Origin of the sequence: Bradyrhizobium sp. CB3481 (assembly GCF_029714305.1) — a bacterium.
GTDB lineage: Bacteria > Pseudomonadota > Alphaproteobacteria > Rhizobiales > Xanthobacteraceae > Bradyrhizobium.
This window is the reverse complement of record NZ_CP121647.1, coordinates 5935813-5957872: the sequence shown is the minus strand read 5'-3', so window position 1 is coordinate 5957872 and position 22060 is coordinate 5935813. Positions and strand designations below refer to the sequence as shown.

General features: G+C 63.3%; 23 protein-coding genes. 14 read left to right on the top strand and 9 right to left on the bottom strand.

Annotation, left to right across the window (positions count from 1 at the left end):
• Positions 1 to 501: 501 nt before the first annotated feature.
• Complete coding sequence (locus tag QA643_RS29145) at positions 502 to 1842, bottom strand: PLP-dependent aminotransferase family protein (protein ID WP_283029104.1); 1341 nt, start codon at positions 1840 to 1842, stop codon at positions 502 to 504.
• A gap of 178 nt (positions 1843 to 2020) precedes the next feature.
• Between QA643_RS29145 and QA643_RS29140 the strand changes: the two genes are divergently transcribed.
• Complete coding sequence (locus tag QA643_RS29140) at positions 2021 to 2257, top strand: DUF1127 domain-containing protein (RefSeq protein ID WP_283029103.1); 237 nt, start codon at positions 2021 to 2023, stop codon at positions 2255 to 2257.
• Positions 2258 to 2520: 263 nt separating this feature from the next.
• Here QA643_RS29140 and QA643_RS29135 read toward each other — a convergent pair whose 3' ends face one another.
• Positions 2521 to 2946 (bottom strand): universal stress protein, encoded by a 426-nt coding sequence (locus tag QA643_RS29135; protein WP_283029102.1) that lies wholly within the window; start codon positions 2944 to 2946, stop codon positions 2521 to 2523.
• A gap of 152 nt (positions 2947 to 3098) precedes the next feature.
• Complete coding sequence (locus tag QA643_RS29130) at positions 3099 to 3653, bottom strand: histidine phosphatase family protein (RefSeq protein ID WP_283029101.1); 555 nt, start codon at positions 3651 to 3653, stop codon at positions 3099 to 3101.
• A gap of 94 nt (positions 3654 to 3747) precedes the next feature.
• On the opposite strand from QA643_RS29130, the gene QA643_RS29125 reads away from it, so the two are divergent.
• The 5 genes from QA643_RS29125 (at position 3748) to QA643_RS29105 (ending at position 11587) form a co-directional block, all read left to right on the top strand.
• Positions 3748 to 5205 (top strand): FAD-binding oxidoreductase, encoded by a 1458-nt coding sequence (locus tag QA643_RS29125; RefSeq protein ID WP_283029100.1) that lies wholly within the window; start codon positions 3748 to 3750, stop codon positions 5203 to 5205.
• Between the two features lie 63 nt (positions 5206 to 5268).
• Positions 5269 to 5769: a peptide-methionine (R)-S-oxide reductase MsrB gene (msrB, locus tag QA643_RS29120; RefSeq protein ID WP_283029099.1), complete on the top strand. Its 501-nt coding sequence runs from the start codon at positions 5269 to 5271 to the stop codon at positions 5767 to 5769.
• Between the two features lie 190 nt (positions 5770 to 5959).
• Positions 5960 to 7771, top strand: coding sequence for a flagellar hook-basal body complex protein (locus QA643_RS29115; protein WP_283029098.1), 1812 nt, complete (start codon positions 5960 to 5962; stop codon positions 7769 to 7771).
• Between the two features lie 44 nt (positions 7772 to 7815).
• Positions 7816 to 9702 (top strand): flagellar hook-associated protein FlgK, encoded by a 1887-nt coding sequence (flgK, locus tag QA643_RS29110; protein ID WP_283029097.1) that lies wholly within the window; start codon positions 7816 to 7818, stop codon positions 9700 to 9702.
• Between the two features lie 7 nt (positions 9703 to 9709).
• The gene (locus tag QA643_RS29105) at positions 9710 to 11587 is read left to right on the top strand and encodes a flagellar protein (RefSeq protein WP_283029096.1); all 1878 of its coding nucleotides are present in this window, start codon (positions 9710 to 9712) and stop codon (positions 11585 to 11587) included.
• Between the two features lie 61 nt (positions 11588 to 11648).
• Here QA643_RS29105 and flbT read toward each other — a convergent pair whose 3' ends face one another.
• Positions 11649 to 12077 carry a flagellar biosynthesis repressor FlbT gene (gene flbT, locus QA643_RS29100; protein ID WP_283029095.1) on the bottom strand — a complete coding sequence of 143 codons (429 nt, stop codon included), beginning with the start codon at positions 12075 to 12077 and terminating at the stop codon, positions 11649 to 11651.
• A 352-nt stretch (positions 12078 to 12429) separates the two neighbouring features.
• On the opposite strand from flbT, the gene QA643_RS29095 reads away from it, so the two are divergent.
• The 3 genes from QA643_RS29095 to QA643_RS29085 all read left to right on the top strand — a co-directional run bounded on the left by QA643_RS29095 (position 12430) and on the right by QA643_RS29085 (position 15520).
• Positions 12430 to 14454: a flagellin gene (locus QA643_RS29095; protein ID WP_283029094.1), complete on the top strand. Its 2025-nt coding sequence runs from the start codon at positions 12430 to 12432 to the stop codon at positions 14452 to 14454.
• Positions 14455 to 14768: 314 nt separating this feature from the next.
• Positions 14769 to 15134, top strand: a complete 366-nt coding sequence (gene flaF / locus QA643_RS29090; RefSeq protein ID WP_283029093.1) for a flagellar biosynthesis regulator FlaF — start codon at positions 14769 to 14771, stop codon at positions 15132 to 15134.
• A 23-nt stretch (positions 15135 to 15157) separates the two neighbouring features.
• On the top strand, positions 15158 to 15520 hold the full coding sequence (locus QA643_RS29085) for a hypothetical protein (RefSeq protein WP_283029092.1): 363 nt from the start codon (positions 15158 to 15160) through the stop codon (positions 15518 to 15520).
• 62 nt (positions 15521 to 15582) lie between these two features.
• On the opposite strand, the gene QA643_RS29080 is transcribed toward QA643_RS29085, so the two are convergent.
• The 4 genes from QA643_RS29080 to QA643_RS29065 form a co-directional block, all read right to left on the bottom strand.
• The gene (locus QA643_RS29080) at positions 15583 to 15963 is read right to left on the bottom strand and encodes a hypothetical protein (RefSeq protein ID WP_283029091.1); all 381 of its coding nucleotides are present in this window, start codon (positions 15961 to 15963) and stop codon (positions 15583 to 15585) included.
• Positions 15964 to 16118: 155 nt separating this feature from the next.
• Entirely contained in the window at positions 16119 to 16616 is a 498-nt protein-coding gene (locus QA643_RS29075; protein WP_283029090.1) for a hypothetical protein, read from the bottom strand.
• A 17-nt stretch (positions 16617 to 16633) separates the two neighbouring features.
• The gene (gene flgJ / locus QA643_RS29070; protein WP_283029089.1) at positions 16634 to 16972 is read right to left on the bottom strand and encodes a flagellar assembly peptidoglycan hydrolase FlgJ; all 339 of its coding nucleotides are present in this window, start codon (positions 16970 to 16972) and stop codon (positions 16634 to 16636) included.
• Entirely contained in the window at positions 16972 to 18096 is a 1125-nt protein-coding gene (locus QA643_RS29065; RefSeq protein WP_283029088.1) for a flagellar basal body P-ring protein FlgI, read from the bottom strand. Before QA643_RS29065 ends, flgJ begins: the two co-directional genes overlap by 1 nt.
• 265 nt (positions 18097 to 18361) lie before the next feature.
• Here QA643_RS29065 and QA643_RS29060 point away from each other — a divergent pair, with 265 nt between their 5' ends.
• Positions 18362 to 18778, top strand: a complete 417-nt coding sequence (locus QA643_RS29060; RefSeq protein ID WP_283029087.1) for a flagellar assembly protein FliX — start codon at positions 18362 to 18364, stop codon at positions 18776 to 18778.
• 131 nt (positions 18779 to 18909) lie between these two features.
• Here the strand turns inward: QA643_RS29060 and QA643_RS29055 are convergent, their stop codons facing one another.
• Positions 18910 to 19299: a helix-turn-helix domain-containing protein gene (locus QA643_RS29055; RefSeq protein WP_283029086.1), complete on the bottom strand. Its 390-nt coding sequence runs from the start codon at positions 19297 to 19299 to the stop codon at positions 18910 to 18912.
• 116 nt (positions 19300 to 19415) lie between these two features.
• Between QA643_RS29055 and QA643_RS29050 the strand changes: the two genes are divergently transcribed.
• From QA643_RS29050 to QA643_RS29035, 4 genes are all read left to right on the top strand, one after another.
• Positions 19416 to 20027 (top strand): NAD(P)-dependent oxidoreductase, encoded by a 612-nt coding sequence (locus QA643_RS29050; RefSeq protein ID WP_283029085.1) that lies wholly within the window; start codon positions 19416 to 19418, stop codon positions 20025 to 20027.
• A 200-nt stretch (positions 20028 to 20227) separates the two neighbouring features.
• Complete coding sequence (gene dksA / locus QA643_RS29045) at positions 20228 to 20593, top strand: RNA polymerase-binding protein DksA (protein WP_171707889.1); 366 nt, start codon at positions 20228 to 20230, stop codon at positions 20591 to 20593.
• A 393-nt stretch (positions 20594 to 20986) separates the two neighbouring features.
• A complete protein-coding gene (locus tag QA643_RS29040) occupies positions 20987 to 21196 on the top strand; it encodes a hypothetical protein (protein ID WP_283029084.1) in 210 nt (69 codons plus the stop codon).
• A 275-nt stretch (positions 21197 to 21471) separates the two neighbouring features.
• On the top strand, positions 21472 to 21999 hold the full coding sequence (locus QA643_RS29035; protein WP_283029083.1) for a hypothetical protein: 528 nt from the start codon (positions 21472 to 21474) through the stop codon (positions 21997 to 21999).
• The last annotated feature ends 61 nt before the right edge of the window (positions 22000 to 22060 follow it).

Genomic DNA, 22060 nt, shown 5'->3' with positions numbered 1-22060 from the left:
TCGATGGGATGGTGATAGTCCTGAAGAATCGCCCGGCGCTTGAGCGCAACGGGCTGCAGGAAAGGACGAAGTCGCTCGAAGGAAGCCGGCGCAAGTCCGGCCAGCAGGCGGTTCTGGACCCGAACCGTCGGCTCACGATTGGCGCCGCTTAGCGCATTGTTCAGCGCTATCCCATGGAGCTCCTTGCGCCCTTTTGGGGCCTTGTCGGCCGGTGTCAGAGGCCTCTTAGCTATTCCATCCTGGATCGGGTGTCACGGGTTCCCGACGATCCAACCGGTCATAGAGTAGAGCGTTTGCGCGAGCTTGAACAAGGATTCGACGTATGCGCTGCGCTTCACTCCCGCCCATCGTCGGCGATCAGGCGATTGTGTAACAGAGAGTTCCGATCTTCATAAAGGTTCCAGCGGCGCGCAGGGATCGAAGGCCCGCTTCGGCTTTTTTTCGGCGTGGTCCGCCCGAAACGGGGAGCGTATTCCGTCTCCGTAGCGGATGTGCCCGCATCTACTCGGTCGTGTCGAGATCTTCCTTCGCCGTCAGCATGCCCGACAGTGTTCGCAGCGCCAGATCGAGCTGTTCGGTAGAGGGCGCGCCGAGCGCGAGGCGCACGGCGTTGGGGGCGTGGCCGGGTGTTACTGCAAAGGTGGTCGAAGGGGTCAGTGCAATGTCGCGCCGGGCGGCGGCGGCCACGAAGGTCTGCGAGCGCCAATGCGGGGGCAGGGTAAGCCACAGATGGTAGGATTTGACGTTCGCCTGGACCTCGAAGCCGGCCAGGTATTTTGCGGCCAGTTGCTGGCGCCGCGCCGCGTCGATCCGTTTCAGGCGTGACAGTTCGGCGACGGTGCCGTCGGCCATCAGCCGTTGCCCGGCGGCGAAGGCGAATCCGGAAGCTGTCCATCCGCCGGAGCGGACCGCGGCCATGACGCGCTCGCGCAGGCGCGGCGGCGACACGATGAAGCCGAGCGCAAGACCAGGCGCCACCTTCTTCGAGAGGCTGTCGAGCGTGATGCAGAGGTCGGGCGCCAACGCGGCCATCGGCGTTTCCTCGTCGAGAAAGCCGTAGACGGTGTCCTCGATGACGGGGAGGCCGAGCTTTTCGACGACGCGCAAGAGCTCGTCCCGGCGCGCCTGCGGCATGGTCATGCCGAGCGGGTTTTGAATCGTCGGTTGGATATACAGCGCGGATAGATGGACTTCGCGGTGCGCCTTCTGCACGGCGTCGGGGCGAACGCCGTTCTCGTCCATCGCAAGCGGCACCAGCGTGACGCCAAGCCGCGCGGCAATCTCCTTGATGAAGGGATAGGTCAGCGCCTCGACGCCGCAGCGGCCGCCGCTCGGCACCGTTGCCGCGAGCGCGGCGGCGATGCATTGCCTGCCGTTCGCGGTGAAGACGAGCTGATCGGGTGCCGGCGACCAGTCCTCGCGGGACAGAAACTCGGCGGAAATCGTCCGCGCCGCCAGCGTGCCGGTCGTGGTCGAGTGCCGCAAGGCGAGATCGAGCACTTCGGGGCGTTCGAGCCCAGCGAGGCTCCTGGCGATCATCGCCGATTGCGTCGGCAGGATCGGATAATTTACTTCGAGATCGATGCGCGCGCCGCGCGGCTCGGTCGGCATGGTGACGCCGCGGCGCGATTCGCCCGAGACGAACGTGCCGCGTCCGACTTCGCCGACCACGAGGCCGCGGCGGAGCAGCTCGGTGTAGACGCGGCTGGCGGTCGAGACCGCGATCTTGCGCTGATAGGCGAAGCTGCGCTGCGGCGGCAGGCGGTCGCCGGGCTTGAGCGCGCCGTTGGCGATCTCGGCAGCGACGGTATCGGCCAGCTTCAGGTACTCGAATTTTGACATAATTGCACCGAGAGCAATGTTTTCTTTGCACCGAGAAATGTATCGGATCATTTTGGACCCATCAAGCCAGAGATTGCACTGAGAGGGGTGCAAGCAATCGGATCATTGGAAGGTGCAGGTGCTTCGCGGCGTCTGCGCCGGCGGCAGCGGTTTGCCGTGTGAAAGAAGGAGAACGACGATGACGACGATATCCCAGACGGCAGGCCAGCCTGCTTCCCGCAAGAGCCCGGCCGGATTGTTCGGCGTGTTCGGTGGCTGGGTGAACCGCGTCGTCGACTACCTTGCGCGCCGCCAAGCCATCAAAACGCTGAGTGAACTGGACGACCGCGCGCTGCGCGACATCGGGGTTCATCGCAGCCAGATCGAATCGGCCGTGCGGGGCGCGATCGATCCGATGTACGCGCGGATGATGTAAGCACTTGGATTGAAGCTTTGACGCCGTCGGCCCGGTCGAAAGACCGGGCCGATTTTTTTGCGGCCACGCTCCGGCCTAACGACCGATCAGGCGAACGGCAATAATGGGCACGGCATCGGCGGCGTGGGAACATCGCCCGACGCTACCGTGCGGGGCTGCGGACCATTTCAGGCCTTTGGACACAAGCGGCCGGCGTGCCTTGGTCCGGGGCCGTCCTACTGTGCATGGGGTTGTTTTCGATATTTTGTGTGAGGGCACTCCAACTAGTGCCGGACCACCAGCACCGAGCATTTTGCATAGCGCACGACGTGGCCGGCGTTGGAGCCGAGAAAGTAGGTCCGCATCGCCGGCCGGTGCGAGGTCATCACGATCAGGTCCGCCTTGACCGCCGCCGCCTCTTCGAGGATCTCGTGATAGATGCCACCTTTCCGCACTGCGGTAGAAATGCGCGGCGCCTCGATACCGGATTCATTGGCCACGATGGCGAGGGCTTCCTCCGACGTCGCGCGCTGCTGGGCGTCGAAATCGGCTGGGACATATTCGGCCAGCATCGCGGGCGTCGTCGGCAGCACGTTGAGCAGGCGCACCTTGCCGTTCCAGGTCTGCGACAGCGTGGCCGCGGTGGCGATCGCGGGCTTGGCGAGGTCGGTATCGGCCAGATCGATTGGCACGAGAATCGACTTGAACATTCGCGTCTCCCTCAGGCGTCCGTGGTTCCGATCTGTCAGAATCCGACTCTAGCTCGTTGTTTTGACGCGTATTCTTTTTATGCGAACTTGTTGCTGTTTTGCTCGAACATGGCGGTGAGTTTAGCACTGGCGGCCGCGGATGTCCGCCCGCCTCAATCGTCCAGCGCCTGCTTCAGCAGTTTCGGGCTGGTGAAGCGCACCAGCTTGCCGCGGCGGAACGCCACCTCGCTCCAGTCGTCGATCGCGAAATCCAGAATGGCGAGGCCGGCGGTTGGCAGATTGTCCTGGAGTGATTTCTTCGCCGCCGCCTCGCCGCTGCCGGCGAGCATCAGCGCCAGCTCATGCATGCCGGGATTGTGGCCGACCAGCATCAACCGCTCGGGATCAGTGACCTCGGCCATGCGGATGATCTGCAGGAGCTGCGCCGGCTCGGCCCCGTAAATCTCGTCGAGCAATTCGACCTGGGGCCGCGGTGGCCTATCCCGCACTGCATCCTTGATCGCCTCGCGTGCGATGTCCCAGGTCTGCCGCGCCCGCACCGCGGTGGAAACCAGCACGGTGTCCGGGAAGGGGGGATGCCGGCCGATCCAGGTTCCGATGGCGGCGGCATCCAGCCGGCCGCGCTCGTCGAGACGGCGGTCATGGTCATGGCCCGAAGGCGCGTCGTGTTCGGTCTTGGCGTGACGCAGCAGCATCAAACGGCGCATGGGCGCAATCTCGATTCGGTCTTAGTCTGGACTAATCTACAAGCTCATGTCCCGGACGAGGTGACAAGCGCCGCAGCGGTCCGTAAGTAAGGCCATGCCCGAGACTTTCTCAAGTGCGACCAACGGCCCCGAGGATGACGCGCCTTTCCGCTCGCGCCTTTCCTTCGACCTGGATGTTGACATTTGCGTGGTGGGGGCCGGCCTTGCCGGCCTGACGGTGGCGCTGGAGGCCGCGCGTCTTGGCGCCAGCGTCGCGGTGCTCGAAGGCCGGCATGTCGGCTGGAACGCGTCCGGCCATCAGCTCGGCACGGTGATGCCGGGCTACAGCCTTCCGGTCGCCGACCTGATCGAGCGGGTCGGCCTCGAGGACGCGCGCGAATTATGGGCGATGTCGAAGGAGGGCGCTGATTACGTTCGGGCCTCCGCCACAGCGATGCCGGGAATTGCGCTGAGCGAGGGCGCGCTGGAGGTCTCCAATGTCGACGCCGGCGAGACGCTGATCAGCCGGCTGCAGACCCTGAGCGAGGATTTCGAGACCGAGGTCGAGGGATGGCAAATCGATCGCGTTCGCGATCAGCTCGGCACGGCGCGCTATTTCCACGGCATCTATTTTCCGCACGCGTTCCAGATCGACGGCCGCAAATACATCCACGGTCTTGCCGTGCAGGCGAAGCGGGCGGGCGCGCGCGTCTTCGAGGATACCCCCGTTGTCAGCATCGATCCGTCGGGCATTCGCAAGCGCATCGTGACGCCGTCGGCGCGGCTACGCGCTTCGCATATCGTGCTGGCCGGCAACGTCCATCTCGGCGCGCCGCTGCGCCGCCTGTCGGAGACGCTGCTGCCGGTCTGGCGCTATGCCGCCGTGACGGAGCCGCTCGGCGAGCGTCTTGGCGAGGTAATCAGTTTCAAGGGCTCGGTGGCCGACTGCGACGGCATCGACCACTTCCGGATCGTGGATGGCGACCGCCTGATGTGGGCGAGCCCGGAAACCACCTGGGATGCACGGCCAAGCCGGTTCGGACCCGCCATTGCCCGCCGCATTGCCACCGTGTTCCCACGGCTCGGCAAGGTGCCGATATCTGATGTATTCGGCGGCGCTGTCGGGGTCACCGTGCATGGCATGCCGCAGATTGGCCAGTTGCGCAAAGGGCTGTGGGTGGCGAGCGGCTTTGGCCGGCATGGGCTGAACACCTCGGCAATGGCCGGGCAGGTGATTGCGCGCAGCATTTTGTGGGGCGAGGACCGCTGGAAGCTGTTCTCGCCGTTCGAGCTGGTATGGGCGGGCGGCACGACCGGCCGCGTCGCGGGCCATCTGATCGGACTTTGGGCGCGCGGTCAGTCGGCGGCGGCAGGGGCGCTGGCCCGTTACCGCGAAGGCGCCCGTGCCCGCGAGCGCGTTCGAGAGGCGCGGCTCGCGGAGGCCAATCGGCAGGCCGGAACCAGGCCGCCGCGCCGTCCGCCGCCCGGCGCACCTCGCCCGGTGCGGCCGCAACCGCCGCGGCCGGCTGCTTCCTCGCAGGAAAGTGAGAAAATTCGGGACGGATCCATGTAACGTCCACGTTCCGGACCCGTATCTGATGGCGAACCGTTATGTCCGCCACGCACGGAGACTTCCATGTTCGACCGCCGTTTTCTGCTTGCATCCGTCGCCGGCCTGTTTGGCCTTGGCGCCTTCCGCTGGCTGCGCTCGACGCCGGCGCAGGCCGCCGAGAAGTTCGAGATCGAGAAGACCGACGCCGAATGGCGCGCGCAGCTCACGCCGCAGCAGTATGAAATCCTGCGCAAGCACGGCACCGAACGGCCGGGTTCGAGCCCGCTGCTGAAGGAGAAGCGCAAGGGCGTCTTCGCCTGCGCCGGATGCGACCTGCCGCTGTTTTCTTCTGAGACCAAATACGAAAGCGGCACCGGCTGGCCGAGTTTCTGGCAGCCGCTCGACAATGCGCTGGGCAAGACCGAGGACCGCACTTTCGGCATGACGCGCACCGAAGTGCATTGCCACCGCTGCGGCGGCCATCTCGGCCACGTCTTCGACGACGGCCCGCCGCCGACCGGCTTGCGCTACTGCATCGACGGTTTCGGAATGGTGTTTCACCCGGCCGGTCCGCAGGCCTCCTAGGCCGCCGACACCCGGCAATTGTTGCCCCGCCCGGCAAATGTGCCCCGGTCCCACGACGGGGGCTTTTTTCTTAAGGGTATGATTTTTCTATCATTTATGGTTTGGCACGCCGCTTGCGACATGTTCTCCCGACGCGGCCTGGGTTTTCTGAGACCGGCGAGCCGCCCGGATCGAATTTGGAGAAAATGTCATGGGTATCTTCGGCGCTCTCACCACCGCGGTCGGCGGCCTTCGCGCCAACTCCTACGCGCTGGAAAACGTCTCGGGCAACATCGCCAACTCGCAGACCACGGCGTTCAAGCGCATCGATACCTCCTTCCTTGATCTCATCCCGCAGACCGCCACGACGGCGCAGCTTGCCGGCGGCGTCACCACGCAATCCCGCTCCACCAACTCGGTGCAGGGCGACGTGCAGACGGCCTCGGTCGCGACCTTCATGGCGATCAACGGCAACGGCTTCTTCGCGGTGCAAAAGCCCGGCAACTTCACCGACGGCACGCCGGTGTTCGACGGCGTCGACCGCTTCACCCGTCGCGGCGACTTCCAGCTCGACAAGAGCGGCTATCTCGTCAACGGCGCCGGCTACTATCTGCAGGGCGTGCCGATCGACCCGACCACGGGCAACCCGTCCGGCAGCTCGCCGCAGGTTCTAAGGTTTCAGAACGACTTCCTTCCGGCGCAGCAGACCACCCGGATCGACTATCGCGCCAACCTCGCCAGCTATCCACTGACCACCAAGCATGACGTTTCCGTTCCCGGCTCGGAATTGATCGTGCCCGGATCGTACAGCGCCGGACACAATCCGCTGGCGCTTGGCACGCCTGCGGCGCCCTATACCGACACTTCCCGAAGCGGCACCACCCAGAACAACAAGGCGACGCCGTCGGTTGCAAATACGGCCGCAACCCTGCTCAGCGGCGCGGCCGGCACCAACTCGATCTCCACCAATTTCGTCGTGAACGACACCATCACGGTCAACGGCCAAACCCTCACCTTCAAGGCGTCGGGCACCGCCGTCGGCCCCAACGAGATCAACGTCGACGACACCATCGGAACCTTGCTGACCAAGATCGACGCGCTCCAGCAAACTTCAACCCCGTCCACGATCGCCTCCGGCTCGATCACGCTGCACTCCGGCACGAACTTCAATCTCTCGATCTCAAGTTCGAACACCGCAGCCTGGGCTGCCCTCGGCTTTACCGGCACCGTGACGGCAACGCGCGGTGGCGGCGGCGGCGTCGGCACCGGCCAGGTCGTCGGCAACGACAACTCGACGTTCCTCGCCGAGTCGATCGCGGGCGGTGCGGTTACGACCTACGACATCTCGGGCGCGCCGGTGAACCTGCAGTTCCGTTGGGCCAAGGTCGACAGCGCTTCGCTTGGCGCCGGCCATACCGACACATGGAACCTGTTCTACCAGGTCAATCCCAACGCCACCGGCACGCAGGTCTCGTGGCAGAACGTCAATACCAACTTCACCTTCTCGGCGTCGGGCCAAATGACGCCGGCGATTCCGTCGGTGGAGCTTACCAATGCCGTCGTCAACGGCGTCGCGCTGGGCAGCCCCGTCATCAACTTCGGCACCGGCGGTGTCACCCAGTTCGCGGATGCCAACGGCAACGTGCAGGTCAACCAGATCCAGCAGGACGGCTTCCCGGCCGGCCAGTTGCAGTCCGTCGGCGTCGGCACCAACGGCCGAATCGTTGGCAACTATTCCAACGGCCGCAACCTCGACCTCGCTGAAATCTCGGTCGCGACCTTCAACGGCACCAACTTCCTCAAGCGCGTCAACGGCGGCGCGTTCGAGATGACCGACGGATCCGGACAGGCGCTGTACGGCAAGGCCGGAACCATCGTTGGCTCGTCGCTGGAAGGCTCCAACACCGATATCGCCGACGAGTTCACCAAGCTGATCGTCACGCAGCAGGCCTATTCGGCGAACACCAAGGTGATCACCACTTCCAACACGATGGTGCAGGATCTGTTGAACGTGCTGCGGTAGTTCGCCGCGACGTTCGCGATGCGATTTGAGATGGGCAATCAGTCATGGGTTTGAGTCAAGCTCTCTCCACCGCAATGTCCGGCCTGCGTGCGACGCAAGCTGCGATCTCGCTGGTCGGATCGAATGTAGCCAACGCGGAAACGCCTGGTTACGTCAGGAAGTCGGTCATCCAGTCCGCCGGCGTCACCGGCGACTACGGATCGAGCGTTCTGCTCAACGGCGTCGACCGTCAGCTCGACCAGTATCTGCAGACGGCGCTGCGCACCGAAACCTCCGGCGCGGCCTATGCCGATATCCGCTCGACCTTCCTGCAAAATCTGCAGAGCGTTTACGGCAACCCGTCCGAAACAGGCACCATCGAGGATGCGTTCAACAAGCTGTTGACCGCGTTTCAGGGCCTGTCGACGAGCCCGGACTCTCAGTCGGCGAGGATCGGTGCCGTCAACGCCGCGCAGACCATGGCGCAGACGCTCAATGCGACGACGCAAGGCATTCAGAACCTTCGCGCCAACGCCGAGATGGGCATCAACGATTCCATCGTTACGGCCAACAACGCGATGGCCCAGATCGCGTTCATCAACAACCAGCTGCAGAACAACGGTAAGACCGACGCGGCGACCGCCTCTCTGCTCGACCAGCGCGATCAATACATCACGCAGTTGTCGTCGCTGATGGACATCAGAACCGTCGTCAACGACCTCAACCAGGTGACGGTTTTCACGAATTCCGGCGTGCAGCTCGTCGGCACCGAAGCGGCGCAGCTCAGCTTCAATCCGCAGGGCACGATGACGCCCAACACGCTATACAATCCGACCGATCCGACCAAGAGCAACGTCGGCACCATCACGATCAATTTTCCGCACGGCGGCAGCTACGATCTGGTATCCACCAACTCGATTCGCTCAGGCAAGATCGCCGCCTACCTCGAGCTGCGCGACAATACGCTGGTGAAAGCGCAGGCGCAGATCGACCAGTTCGCGGCGGCGATGTCGAGCGCGCTGTCGGACAAGACGACCGCCGGCGCCGCTGCTCCTGCGTCAGTCCTGCCGCAGGCCGGCTATGATCTCGATCTCACCGGATTGCAGTCGGGCAACGTCATTCACGTCAGCTACAAGGACAACACCACCGGCATCACACACAATCTCTCGATCGTGCGCGTCGACGATCCGAGCGTGTTGCCGCTGAGCAATACCGCGACACTCGACCCGAACGACGAAGTGCTCGGCGTCAATTTTTCCGGCGGCATGGCTTCGGTGGTTTCGCAGCTCAACGCCGCGCTTGGGCCCACTGCAAATCTGCAGTTCTCAAATCCGTCGGGCTCGACCTTGCGCGTGCTGGACGACGGCGCTCCGAATCGCTCGGACGTGCTGTCTGCATCGGTCACCACGACGATGTCGTCGCTCACCAGCGGCAATGCGCAGCTTCCGCTGTTCACCGACAATGGCGGGCTCTACACGGGCGCGCTGACGGCCAACGGTCCGCAGGTGACGGGGCTTGCCGGCCGCATCAGCGTCAATCTCGGGCTGCTCGGCGATCCCTCGCGCACCATCGTGTTCTCGACCAGTCCGCTGACGCCCGCGGGCGACACCACGCGCTCCGACTTCATCCTCACGCAGCTGCAGACGGGAACTTATCGCTATTCGCCGCAGACCGGCATCGGCACCACCGGCGCGCCGTTCACCGGGACGCTATTGAACTTCGCCAAGCAATTCATCAGCCAGCAGGGCGAAGCTGCGACCTCGGCGAAGCAACTCGCCGACGGCCAGGCCGTGGTGCTGAATACACTGCAGAAGAAGGTGACGGATGCCTCCGGCGTCAATATCGACGACGAGATGGCGCATCTGCTCGCGTTGCAAAATGCCTATTCCGCCAATGCGCGGGTGATGTCGTCCATCAAGCAGATGTACGACACGCTGATCCAGGCCATGTGAGGGTTTCATGTCGATTGATGGCGTTAACGGCCGGACATCCTATATCGGCAGCTCGATCATCGGTCTGCGCAGGCAGCTCGATGAACTGACGCAGCAGCTCGCCAGCGGCCGGGTCTCGACGACCTATGCGGGGGAGGGCGCCAATCGGGGCTTTGCGCTCAGCCTGCGCGCGCAGGTCAGCAGCATCGATGCCTTCGCGGATACCGCCAAGAACGTCAATACGCGGCTCAGCGTCGTCAATCTCGCGCTGCAGGGCATGATCGACATCGGAAAGTCGGTGAAGAGCGCGGCGAGCACGTCGACCATCGTGCTCAACGACAACGGCCAGACCTCCGGCCAGATCACGGCGCAGGCCGCGTTCTCGAACGCGGTGTCGCTGCTCAACAGCCAGTCGGGTGACCGCTATCTGTTTTCCGGCCGCACCACCGACACGGCGGCGACGGTGCCGGCCGATGTCATGCTCGACGGCGTGGGGACGCAGGCCGGGCTGAAACAGTTGATCAACGAGCGTCGTCAGGCCGATCAGGGCGTCTTCAACATGGGGCATCTGACGGTTTCATCGCCGCCGCTCACGACGACGGTTACACGTCTCGCCGAGGACGGCTCTTCCTTCGGCCTGAAGCTGGGGGCAATCACCTCGACGCTGACGGGCGCGACCGTGACGCAGCCGGCCGGCACGCCGCCGGCGGCGACGATCGACCTCGGCGCCGTCAATCCGAACGATGGCGACAAGATCACCTTCAACTTCAATCTGCCTGACGGCACCAGCGAGGCGATCACGCTGACGGCGACCACGACGAATCCGCCGCCCACCGGCTCTTTTCTGATCGGCGCCGATACGGCGGCGACCACGGCTAACCTGCAGACTGTGTTGACGTCCTCGATCCAAACGCTGAGCGATACCGCGCTGGTTGCCGCCTCGGCGATCGAGGCTTCCAACAATTTCTTCAATCCATCCGCGACGGTCGTTGGAAGTACGGCCAACAACAAGGACACGGTGCCAGCGCCGATCACCGGCGCCACGCTGCTTTCGGGCGCTGCGAATACGGATTCGCTGGCCGCAAACTTTGCAGCAGGCGATACCATCACGGTCAACGGCACGCCGATCACTTTCGTCGCCTCCGGCGCGACTGGCAACCAGCTCAATATCACTGACAGCGTCCAAACCCTGCTGGCAAAGATTGATTCGATTACCGGCACCGGAACGCCGTCCACGGTCACCGGCGGCGCGATCGCGCTGCATGGCGGCGATGGCACGAGCCTGACGATCTCCAGTTCGAACGCGGCTGCGTTCTTAGCCCTGGGCTTCAGCGGCACGGCGAGTGCAAATCCCGCGCCGCTGCGAGTCAACGGTCCTCCGTTCGCCACGGCCACCAATCTGATTGGCGGTACATCCACCAACACCGTCTCGTGGTACACCGGCGAAATCGGAACCGATCCGGCACGCGGCACGGCGATTGCGCGTATCGATCAGTCTGCGACGGTGCAGTACGGAGCACGCGCCAACGAACAGGCGCTGCGCTATCAGTTGCAGAACATCGCGGTGTATGCCGCGGTGACGACCAATGCAGCCAATCCGAATTCGAAGGCGCAGGTGAACGCGCTGCAGCAGCGGATTTCGGCAAACCTGGCGCCGCAGACGGGCCAGCAGTCGATCCAGGACATGCAGGCCGAGTTCGCCGGCGCGCAGAACGCCATCAAGGCCTCGACCGACCGCCAGACCCAGCTCAAGGGCATGGCGCAGACCATGCTCGACCAGATCGAGGGCATCAACCAGGACGAAGTCGCGACCAAGATCCTGGCGCTCCAGACGTCCCTGCAGGCTTCGTATCAGACCACGTCGATGCTCTATCAGACCACGCTGACCAAGTTCCTGCCGGTCTGATCGGGCGGTTTCCTCTTCGCACAAAAAAGGGCCCTCCTTGCGGGGGCCTTTTCTTTTGCCGTCAGGCGGATTTGCGGTCGGGCCCTTGGGACGATTGCATCTTCCGGGCGCTCTCAAGAATCTGCTCTTCGTGGCCGATCAGTTTTTTCGCTTCCTTCAGCGCATGATAGAGATCGCCGTTCAGCGTATAATTGTTGATGCCCTCGATGAAAGGCCATGCGCTCGGCATCGTCGTGAGGATATCGCGCACCAGGCTGAAATAGGTCGGATGGTGCGCCATCGGGTCCGGCGACAGGTACATGAGCTGCACCGCGAGATAGACCAGCTTGGCCGGCGTATCGGCGGTTTCGGGTGTGAGGATGTCTTTCTCGCGCAGGATCGGGATCCTATCGCCGTCGATCAGCAGCCTGGCGCGCTGATCGGTGTTGGTGACCACGCAGGCACCGATGATGATTCGCTCGTGCGGCTTGAGCTCAACTTTCAAGGCCATGCCTGTTCTCCATTCGACGCTTTTTTGCGCGCTTTCGCGCCCGCGATGGGAACGCGCGTCCAGCTTGCGCGTCGAGACCCACGCCCGGCAGATTTTGCATCCTTTCCGATGATGGTTAACCAATGGTGAAGATGCGAGAAGTGCCCGTTTGACGGGGACTTTCTGCAATGGCCAGTAGAACTACGGAATCGATTCGGGCGCCGCGGATTAATTTCAAATTCATCGTCTTTGCGGGCGGCTTATCCGGCCAGATTCATTTTTTCTTAGAGACTTGCTTCCAGAGTGGACCGGTCGCCTGATCGAGAGATCGGGATCGTGGCTCGTTTAATTTCACACCAGAAAGGTATGAAAGATGTCCGGTATTGTTCTTTCGGCTTCGGTTCGCCAGAACCTCCTCTCGCTGCAGTCGACCGCCGATCTGCTCGCCACCACGCAGAATCGCCTTGCCACCGGCAAGAAGGTCAACACCGCCCTCGATAACCCCACCAACTACTTCACCGCGGCGTCGCTCGATGCGCGCGCCGGCGACATCAACAATCTCCTCGACGGCATCGGCAACGGCGTGCAGGTGCTGCAGGCCGCCAATACCGGCATCACCTCGCTGCAGAAGCTCGTCGACTCCGCCAAGTCGGTCGCCAATCAGGCGTTGCAGACGACGGTCGGTTACTCGACCAAGTCGTCGTTCACATCCGTCGTGATTGACGGCGCAACGGCCGACAATCTCGTCGCCGATCAGACCCCGACCAACGCCGCATTTACCGGTGCTTCAGCTCCGCAGCGCGCCGCGTATACCAGCACGCCCGCGACAGCAGGCACCCAGCTCTATTCGGGCAACGCCACCAACGCGAGCGCTTCGACGCTGCTGTCGGGCCTGACCACCAACCTTGGCGTCGGCGGTGCTGCCAACGCGATCCAGGCTAACGACACGCTGACTGTCAACGGCAAGACGATTACCTTCGCAGCGGGCGCCAACGGCCTCGTCGGTTCGGGCACCGCCTATACGATGGGTGTCGATACCTCGCTGAGCGATTTGATGGCGGCGATCGACACTCTGTCGGGCAACACGACCCCGGCCAACGCATCGACGGCAACGGGCGGCATCATCACTCTGAGGTCCGGTACGGCCGCCGACCTCGTCGTGACCGGCTCCGCAAACGTGCTCGACAAACTCGCCATCGACGGCGCCGGTGCAAGCACCGCCACGCGTGGCGGTGGCGCCGTGACGGCCGGTGCTTTGGCCGGCACGACCAAGCTGAGCGTCGGCGACGGCACGGCTGCTTCGCTGTCGAACGGCTTCGCGGTGGGTGACACCCTCACCGTCAACGGCAAGACGCTGACCTTTGTGGCCGCGAACACGATCGGCAACGATCCGAACGAGATCAAGGTCAACAGCGACGTCACCGGCCTGCTGGCGAAGATCGACGGTCTGACCGGCTCGTCGACGGCCTCGACGATCAGCGGCGGCCAGATCACGCTGAACACCGGCACGCTGAGCGACCTGACGCTGACCAGCAGCAACGCTGCAGCTCTCACGGCGCTCGGTCTGCCAGGCGGCGTGACGCAGGCCCGCACGCAAGTCCCGGGCATGCTGGAAGGCAAGACCCTGAAGATCGGTGCGACCGGCGGCGGTACTGCTACCGACATCGTGTTCGGCGCGGGTGCGGGGCGCGTGTCCAACCTCAACCAGTTGAACGAGGCCCTTGCCGCCAACAACCTGCAGGCCACTTTCGTGTCCGGCAAGCTGACGATCACCACGACGAACGAAGCGGCTTCTGCCACGATCGGTGCGATCACCGGTTCCGCGGTTGGCGCCAGCCAGGCGTTCGCTGCCGGCACCACGGCTCCGGCTCCGATCGTTGATCCATCGGCCAAGTTGACCCGAGACAACCTGGTCATTCAGTACAACAACATCATCAATCAGATCACTACCACCTCGCAGGATGCGTCCTTCAACGGCATCAACCTGCTCGGCGGTGACACTCTGAAGCTGACGTTCAACGAAACCGGCAAGTCCACGCTGAGCATCCAGGGCGTGAACTTCAACCCGGCCGGCCTCGGCCTCGACGTCCTGAGCACGGGCGCCTTCAAGGACAACGCTGCGATCAACGACATCGTGACGGCGTTGAACGGCGCATCGTCCACGCTGCGCTCGCAGGCTTCGGCCTTCGGTTCGAACCTGTCGATCGTGCAGATCCGTCAGGACTTCTCGAAGAACCTGATCAACGTGCTGCAGACCGGCTCGTCGAACCTGACGCTGGCCGACACCAACGAGGAAGCGGCGAACAGCCAGGCGCTGTCGACCCGCCAGTCGATCGCGGTGTCCGCGCTGGCGCTGGCCAACCAGAGCCAGCAGAGCGTGCTGCAGCTGCTCCGCTAAGCGCGACGGCAATTTCAATGATCAAGGCGGCGAGGAAAACCTCGCCGCCTTTTTTCTTGCAGCATGAATTTCGCGCAAGCTCGAAAGTAAAAGCGCCGACATGAAGAAAAAAGCCGAAGCAGAGAATTTGGTGTTCGATCTTAAGTCCATCCGAACCTGGTCGCCGCATGCTGAGGAAAGTATGGATTTTGCCGGCTAAACGACACAATCAGTAACGCCTGCTAACCATATTTAAAGGCACTACCTGTATGAAAGTTGGGCAGTTTTTCGAATTCCCCGCGGTCCTGCAAAACCGCTTCCATCGAGGTTCGTGAATGTCTAATGCAGCCCAGGCCTACGCGCGTACATCGCAAACGACGTCGTCCCCCCGTGAAATCGAAGCGCAGGCGCTGCTGAAGGCCGCACGACAGCTCCAGGAAGTTCAGAACAACTGGCAGGGCCCCGGCAAGGCGATGGAGAACGCGCTGCTATTCAATCGCCGGCTTTGGTCGATCTTCATGAGCGCGGCGCAGGCGGACGAGAATCCCCAGTCGATCGAGGTGCGGCAGAACATCGCCAACATCGGCGTGTTCGTGATGAAGCAGACGGTCGACATGCAGTTGAATCCGGACCCTGCCAAGCTGAAGTCGCTGATCGACATCAACTGCAATCTCGCCGCTGGTCTCTCGGGTCGCGGCTAACCGGTTCGTTCGAGCGTGCCAAGATGGCTGACCTCTGGAACATCATCTCAGCCAACTACAAAACGGCGGGAATGGCCGTCCCGTCCAAGACTCCATACGTGGCGGTCGATCCCAAGCTCTATGAAGGTAGCTGGACAGGAAAATATGCGGACCAGAAGACGTTCAAGATCACGGTCTCGAACGTCACGGGATTCCGCGCCAAGGTGCAATACCAGAGCGGCGGCACCAACAAATATCAGGAAGTGCTGATCAAGGACAACGCGTTCCGGGTCGGCGACACCAAGTTCACGCTCACGGGGAACAATAAGGCGCTGATCAAGAACGTTGTCACCGATGGCGCCAGCGGACAGACCTATCTCGATCAGGCCTATGCGAAGCGTTCGTAAGCCAACGCATCGTGATCCCGAACCGCGTTAGCCGAGCCTGATGCCAATTCAGAACCGAGCGATTAAGCCTTGCGGTCGGTGGCGCGAAGACGCTGCGGCGCGTCCTTGGTGAGGTCGAGGGTGTGGAAATAGGCGCGGCGGCGTAGCACGGCTTCTTCGGGAAACTGCTTCACCACCTGGCTCGTCTTGACGTCGACAACTTGATAAACGACGGCACGGGCGTCACGATCGATCACGACCTGGTTGGACACCGCGGGATTTGAAATGGAGACGCGGACTGCGGCGGAATCGGTGTTGGCGCGCGCGCCGGCGTCGACTGCCGCGACGCTCTTGCTCGCCGGCAGTTCGGTTGCGACCGCATGTTGAGCCGCCTCGCTCACATGCTGAACGATCGGCGCGGCAACCGGTGCCCCCACCGGTTTGATGTTGAAATCTGTACTCATGGCAGCCTCCAGGCTTGCTGCGAGTCAAATCCCAACCCCTCGTGGGTTGCAATATAGCCCCCTACATCTCAACGCGATGTTAGGGAACACGCTAAATCTCGCTCTGACGCGAGCGCGCAAATTTAGTGAAAATTGTAGATATCGAAGATCGGTGGTTACAGCGAGCGGCTGACCGAGAGCGGGGTCATGTTGCGCGGACCCGGTGCGGCGCGTTGCCCCGAAGCCGTATAGGTGCTCGGGATGTTCTTGCGCTGGATCTCGGCATTAACGCCACGCACGATGCCTTCGGATACGGCGTGCGCGGTCGCGAGCACCGTGAGATTGATCTGCAGCATCGCGCGGAAGGTGTCGTGATGGCGGCGCAGCGTGGCAAGCAATTCCGGCGACACCTGCGACAAATATTTTTGCGCGTTCTTGAGATTTTCGACCGTGATCATGTAGCGGCGTGACAGCTCGCCCTTCTGCTCTTCCAGCCGCATCGCCTCGCGCAGCTTGCCGGCGCGAACCAGTTCGGTTTCGCGCTCGATGGTGCCGAGCAGGGCGTCCATCACCTCCATCAGGCTCTCGGCGAGCTTGCGCGCGTCGGCCGGCGTGGAGATCGCTCTTGCTGGCGCGGGCGCCGGGGCGGGGCTGGTCTGGGGACGCGGATTCATGTCGGGATTCCTTTTGATCAGCCGGCGCGGTTGGCTTGCTGCAGGATCAGGGTGCGGAAGACGTCGTTGGAAATGCCGATGCCGCCGGACTTGGCGAACGACTTCGAGTATTCGTCCGTCAGCATCGAGCGCCAGACGCCGGTGCCGGGCGTGTCGCCGAACGGTCCTTCGCCTTTAACGCCGGTGGTCATCTGGGAAAACATCGAGTTGAGGAACATCGCCTCGAACTCCTCGGCCTTGGCGCGCGTCTTCTTCTGCGCCTCGGGCGAAATCTTGGTCAGCGCATCGGCCAGCTGCAGGTCCTTGCGGCCGTTGATCAACGAGGTCTTGTTGTAGGAATTGGCGACGGCGTTCATCACATCACCTCGATGTCGGCCTGGATCGCGCCGGCGGCCTTGATCGCCTGCAGGATGCCGATCAGGTCGCGCGGGCCGATGCCGAGCCCGTTGAGGCCGTCGACGAGCTGCTGCAACGAGACGCCATCCTTGACGACCGCGAATTTCTTGCCGTCCTCGCTGACGCTGACGCCGGTGCGCGGCGTCACCACGGTCCGGCCGCGCGACAGCGGGTTGGGCTGGCTCACTTGCGGGCTTTCCGAAATCGTCACGGTGAGATTACCCTGGGCCACGGCCACGGTGGCCACGCGGACGTCGCGGCCCATCACGATGATGCCGGAGCGTTCGTCGATCACTATCTTGGCGGCGAGATCCGGGTCGACCTGCAACTGCTCGATCTCGGTCAGGAAAGCAACGACGTTGCCCTTGAACTCGGCCGGAATCGAAAGCTGCACCGTGGAGGGATCGATCGGCTCGGCGGTCTTGACGCCGAGGAAGTCGTTGACAGCGGCGGCAATGCGCTTGGCGGTGGTGAAGTCGGCGTTACGCAGGGCCAGGCGAACATTGGGCAGGCGATTGAGCGCGAACTCGATCTCACGCTCGATGATGGCGCCGTTGGCGATGCGGCCGACCGTCGGCACGCCGCGCACGATCTTGGCGGCTTCGCCTTCGGCCTGGAAGCCGGAGATCGCCAGCGAGCCCTGGGCGACCGCATAGACGTTGCCGTCGGCGCCGAGCAGGGGGGTGACGAGCAGGGTGCCGCCCTGCAGGTTCTTGGCATCGCCAAGCGCGGATACCGTGACGTCCATCCGCGTGCCCTGAGTGCCGAAGGCGGGCAGGTTGCCGGTCACCATGACGGCGGCGACGTTGCCGGTGCGGATGGTGGCGCCGCGGATGTTGACGCCCATGCGCTCCAGCATCGCCTGCAGCGATTGCTTGGTGAAGGGGATGTTGTTCAGGGTGTCGCCGGTGCCGTTGAGGCCGACCACGAGGCCATAGCCGATCAGCTGGTTCTGTCGCACGCCTTCGATATTGGCGAGGTCCTTGATCCGCGACGTCGCGCCCGCGGACGAAGGCGATAGCGCCAGCGCGAGCAGCGCAGCGCAGGCCACCCAAATCAGTTTTGCCGAACGGATGCTGCGCATCCCGTGCTCCCCTCGAGGTATTTCCGCCGGACCGCGGCGCCACTCCCATGACGGCGGTCCACCATTAACTATGCGAACGCCGTGCCACGCCGCGTCTCTTGGGCAATAGCTTGATATTGCTGAATGTTCGCGGGGCCGCCGATGCTGCTCGGCTTCACCACGATGGGCGAAACTGCCGTACGTCGGCAGATTTTGCCGGGCTGTTTACGCGTCGTTAACCATAAGAGGGCGAAGGTCCTGCGACTCTCACGGTGAGATCACCACGATGCGCATCTACGGACCGAACGGCACGACGCTTGGATCGCCTGCGAGCCATACGCGGCGAACCAGTTCGACCGGCTTCTCGCTGCCGGAAACGCCGGCCGCGCCCGAAGAGACGCGCTCGGCTGCTGCGCCCAAAGCCGCCGGCAACATCGATGCGCTGCTCGCCCTGCAGGGCGTCGAAGATCCGACCGAGCGCCGCAAGCGTTCGGTGGCGCGGGGCAGGGGCGCGCTCGACGTGCTCGACGAACTCAAGATGGGATTGCTGTCCGGCAATCTCGATGCCTCGACGGTGAACCGGCTACGCGACGCGGCTGCGAATTTGAAGGCCTCCTCCGGCGATCCCGGCCTCGATGCCGTGCTCTCCGAGATCGAGCTTCGCGTCGAGGTCGAACTGGCGAAGGCCGGGCAGCGGTTCTAGGGCTACATCCGACTGTCGTTGCCCGGCTTGACCGGGCAACCCAGTATTCCAGAGAAGCCTGTTTTCTGGCGGAAAGGCCGCGGCGTACTGGATGCCCCGCTTAAAGCGGGGAATGACAGCGGTGGATGGACTCACGCCGCTATGTCCTTGCGCGCCGCATCGTAGCGGCGCTGCGCGTTCAGCACTTCCTTCAGGTTCTTCTCCGCCCAATCCCGCAACGGATCGACGGCGTCCGCGAGTGTCGCGCCGAGCGGCGTGATCGAATACTCCACCGTAACAGGCACGGTCGCGATGACGCGGCGCTTGATCAGCCCGTCGCGTTCAAGCGATTTGAGAACCTGGCTCAGCATCTTCTGCGAGATCCCTTCAATGGCGCGGCGTAACGCATTGAAACGCATCGGCTCGTCGCGCACGAGAAGCAGGATCAACACCGCCCATTTGTCGCCGACGCGATCGAGAATCTGGCGGGTCGGGCAATCGGCCGAATAGGCGTTCGGTATTTTCGAATTGGCGGCTTTCACGAGGCGGTTACTCCGGCGTAATCAGGTGACCCAAAAGTGCTCTCTTCACACTTACATCCCTTTCGCTATCTAGTCACCATTGGATACCACATCCGGTTATCGCAAGGGAGACTTTCATGAAAATCGCCGTCATCGGCGCGTCCGGCAACGCCGGCTCGCGCATCTCTGCCGAGCTCGTCCGCCGCGGCCATAGCGTGACCGCCATCGTCCGCAATCCCGAAAAGGTCGCCGCCGAGGCGGGCGTCACTCCGGTCAAGGGCGATGTTGCCGACCAGGCCGGGCTGGCCCGGCTGCTGGCCGGCCATGACGCCGCCATCAGCTCGGTCCGCTTTCTGGCCAGCGATCCGCTCAAGCTGATCGCCGCCGCCAGGGAATCGAAGGTTGGCAGGTACCTCGTCGTCGGCGGTGCCGGCAGCCTTGACGTGGCACCCGGTGTCCGGCTGGTGACCACCCCGGGGTTTCCCGTGGCATACAAGGCGGAAGCCGAGGCGGGCGCCGCGTTCCTCGACCTGCTTCGGGCCGAGAAGGAACTGAACTGGACCTTCCTGTCGCCCTCGGCCCTGTTCGTGGCCGGCGAACGGACCGGAAAGTTCCGTATCGGGACCGACCAGCTTTTGACCGCTGCCGACGGCAAAAGCTCGATTTCCTTCGAGGACTTCGCAGTTGCACTCGCCGACGAGATCGAGCGCCCGGCCCATATCCGCCAGCGCTTTACGGTCGGCTACTAGACCGACGGGCTGCCCAATAACTTTGCCTGTGCAAGGCCTTGGGGGAGCTACCCCCAAGGGGAGGGCCGATATTGTCTGTCACAACCCGCCGCTATATAAGGCCCGCGCGGACGGACAATTTTCCGCCCCGCCTTGCACGTGAAGATGGGCTGGCCTTGGAAAAGTTGAAGAACTATCGACCCTCCGAAAAAGAGCCTTTCATGAACGAGCGCCAGCGCGATTATTTTCGCGCCAAGCTCCTGGCGTGGAAGGACGAGATTCTGAGGGAATCGAAAATCACTCTGCAGACTCTTCAGGAAGAGAACGTCAATCATCCCGATCTGGCTGATCGCGCCTCTTCCGAAACCGATCGCGCCATCGAACTGCGCGCCCGTGACCGCCAGCGCAAGTTGATCTCCAAGATCGACGCCGCGCTGCAACGCATTGAGGACAATACCTACGGCTACTGCGAGGAGACCGGCGAGCCGATCTCGCTCAAGCGGCTGGAGGCCCGCCCCATTGCAACGCTGTCGGTGGAAGCGCAGGAACGTCACGAGAAGCGCGAGAAGGTTTATCGCGACGAGTAGGGCAATGCCTGGCGACTGACCGCGGACGGTCAGCGCTATGGGCCTTCGAAAGAAGAGTCGGAAGCGCAATAAGAACGAGTCGGTTGATGCTTTCATAGATGTTCAACCGCTGATCGCCTGCGGGGTAGAATAAGCACTCTGCCGCATGCCGCATGGACACGCTTGGTTGGGAAGAATTTCGCTCTTTGCGCGGCGGGGTTTCGTGCGCCCGCATCCCGATGGACTTCGAGCTCAGTCGGAGCGTTATTTCGTGCGAGCACTTCACTGAAGCAGCCGGGGCCGCGGCTCGCGCTGGACCTCCTTCAGATCGCCCAAATACTCTTCCGCAACGCGATGCGCTTCCTCCGAACGCGAAGGTTTTGCGGCGATTCCGGTTGAGTGATCAGGGCGGACATGACGATCAATCTGGGCGTCAAAGCCGAAGATCGCCTGTTGATCTATTTCAACGGTGACGGTGCCAGGCGAGACGCCGCCGCATCAAGCACCGCTCGCGGAACGCGAGCTCACGGCTTTCTTTATGCTCTCGACGAAATCCTTGAAGGAACCCGCCGTCTCTCGAACGAAGGTCTTCGTGAATTCGACGAGCTCGTTTCCCTCCGGTGAACGCAGTCGGACGCTGCCCTCCTAGAACCCCGCTGTCGGACGGAACCGAGTTCCTGCATCTTTCGATCCATCCAAAGAGGCCTCGGCGACCCGCGACAGCTAAGCCGCTTGCCATGACCAAAGAGTAGCTCTAGCCTCAAACGGTCGATCTTCCGTCGCTTCACCCGTTTTACGCGTGACGGAGGGGCCCGACCCAACGACCACAATGGAGATAAATATCGATCAGTAATCGGCGAGACCGCCCCCATAAGAGTGGCCGCCGAGGAGGAAGTGAAATGACAGTCAAGTCCGGTTTCTGCCTCGCTCTTCCCGGTTTCGTTCTTCTGTTCACCACGATAACCCTCACGCCCGATCAAGCAGCCTCGGCGCCGCTGCCTCCTGTCGCTCCGGCATCGTTCTCCGACACATCTCCTCTCGTCCAACCTGTTCGCGCCATGGCCCGTGGCGGGCGCGCCGTCGTCGGGCCGCGCGGCGGCGCCGTGGTCCACCGCGGAGGGGCGGTGGTCGGCCCACGAGGAGCCGCCTATCGCGGCCGCACCGCCGTGGTCGGGCCGCGCGGCAACGTGGCAGTCCGACGGACGACCGTCGTGCGCCCCGGCTATCACGGTGGGGGCGTACGGTGGGCTCGTCCCGGCTGGTATCGTTGGCCCGTGGGCGGAGCCATCGCCGCGGGCGCCGCCATCGGCTTCGTGACCGCCGCGAATGCTGCAGCGTGGGCCGGTACCGCGCCGGCGCCCGGCATGTGCTGGTTCTATACCGATCCGTCGCGCACCCAGGGCTTCTGGGACTACTGCCCGCAATAGCGTCATTGCCGGGGGCGTTGCCGTGTCGCACTCCATCCTCGATCAGCTGGAGACCGAGCCC

What these genes read in the sequence shown, in the direction of transcription:
- QA643_RS29145 (WP_283029104.1), bottom strand. Translation starts at nt 1,842, where the DNA reads ATGTCAAAATTCGAGTACCTGAAGCTGGCCGATACCGTCGCTGCCGAG.
- QA643_RS29140 (WP_283029103.1), top strand. Translation starts at nt 2,021, where the DNA reads ATGACGACGATATCCCAGACGGCAGGCCAGCCTGCTTCCCGCAAGAGC.
- QA643_RS29135 (WP_283029102.1), bottom strand. Translation starts at nt 2,946, where the DNA reads ATGTTCAAGTCGATTCTCGTGCCAATCGATCTGGCCGATACCGACCTC.
- QA643_RS29130 (WP_283029101.1), bottom strand. Translation starts at nt 3,653, where the DNA reads ATGCGCCGTTTGATGCTGCTGCGTCACGCCAAGACCGAACACGACGCG.
- QA643_RS29125 (WP_283029100.1), top strand. Translation starts at nt 3,748, where the DNA reads ATGCCCGAGACTTTCTCAAGTGCGACCAACGGCCCCGAGGATGACGCG.
- msrB (WP_283029099.1), top strand. Translation starts at nt 5,269, where the DNA reads ATGTTCGACCGCCGTTTTCTGCTTGCATCCGTCGCCGGCCTGTTTGGC.
- QA643_RS29115 (WP_283029098.1), top strand. Translation starts at nt 5,960, where the DNA reads ATGGGTATCTTCGGCGCTCTCACCACCGCGGTCGGCGGCCTTCGCGCC.
- flgK (WP_283029097.1), top strand. Translation starts at nt 7,816, where the DNA reads ATGGGTTTGAGTCAAGCTCTCTCCACCGCAATGTCCGGCCTGCGTGCG.
- QA643_RS29105 (WP_283029096.1), top strand. Translation starts at nt 9,710, where the DNA reads ATGTCGATTGATGGCGTTAACGGCCGGACATCCTATATCGGCAGCTCG.
- flbT (WP_283029095.1), bottom strand. Translation starts at nt 12,077, where the DNA reads ATGGCCTTGAAAGTTGAGCTCAAGCCGCACGAGCGAATCATCATCGGT.
- QA643_RS29095 (WP_283029094.1), top strand. Translation starts at nt 12,430, where the DNA reads ATGTCCGGTATTGTTCTTTCGGCTTCGGTTCGCCAGAACCTCCTCTCG.
- flaF (WP_283029093.1), top strand. Translation starts at nt 14,769, where the DNA reads ATGTCTAATGCAGCCCAGGCCTACGCGCGTACATCGCAAACGACGTCG.
- QA643_RS29085 (WP_283029092.1), top strand. Translation starts at nt 15,158, where the DNA reads ATGGCTGACCTCTGGAACATCATCTCAGCCAACTACAAAACGGCGGGA.
- QA643_RS29080 (WP_283029091.1), bottom strand. Translation starts at nt 15,963, where the DNA reads ATGAGTACAGATTTCAACATCAAACCGGTGGGGGCACCGGTTGCCGCG.
- QA643_RS29075 (WP_283029090.1), bottom strand. Translation starts at nt 16,616, where the DNA reads ATGAATCCGCGTCCCCAGACCAGCCCCGCCCCGGCGCCCGCGCCAGCA.
- flgJ (WP_283029089.1), bottom strand. Translation starts at nt 16,972, where the DNA reads ATGAACGCCGTCGCCAATTCCTACAACAAGACCTCGTTGATCAACGGC.
- QA643_RS29065 (WP_283029088.1), bottom strand. Translation starts at nt 18,096, where the DNA reads ATGCGCAGCATCCGTTCGGCAAAACTGATTTGGGTGGCCTGCGCTGCG.
- QA643_RS29060 (WP_283029087.1), top strand. Translation starts at nt 18,362, where the DNA reads ATGCGCATCTACGGACCGAACGGCACGACGCTTGGATCGCCTGCGAGC.
- QA643_RS29050 (WP_283029085.1), top strand. Translation starts at nt 19,416, where the DNA reads ATGAAAATCGCCGTCATCGGCGCGTCCGGCAACGCCGGCTCGCGCATC.
- dksA (WP_171707889.1), top strand. Translation starts at nt 20,228, where the DNA reads ATGAACGAGCGCCAGCGCGATTATTTTCGCGCCAAGCTCCTGGCGTGG.
- QA643_RS29040 (WP_283029084.1), top strand. Translation starts at nt 20,987, where the DNA reads ATGACGATCAATCTGGGCGTCAAAGCCGAAGATCGCCTGTTGATCTAT.
- QA643_RS29035 (WP_283029083.1), top strand. Translation starts at nt 21,472, where the DNA reads ATGACAGTCAAGTCCGGTTTCTGCCTCGCTCTTCCCGGTTTCGTTCTT.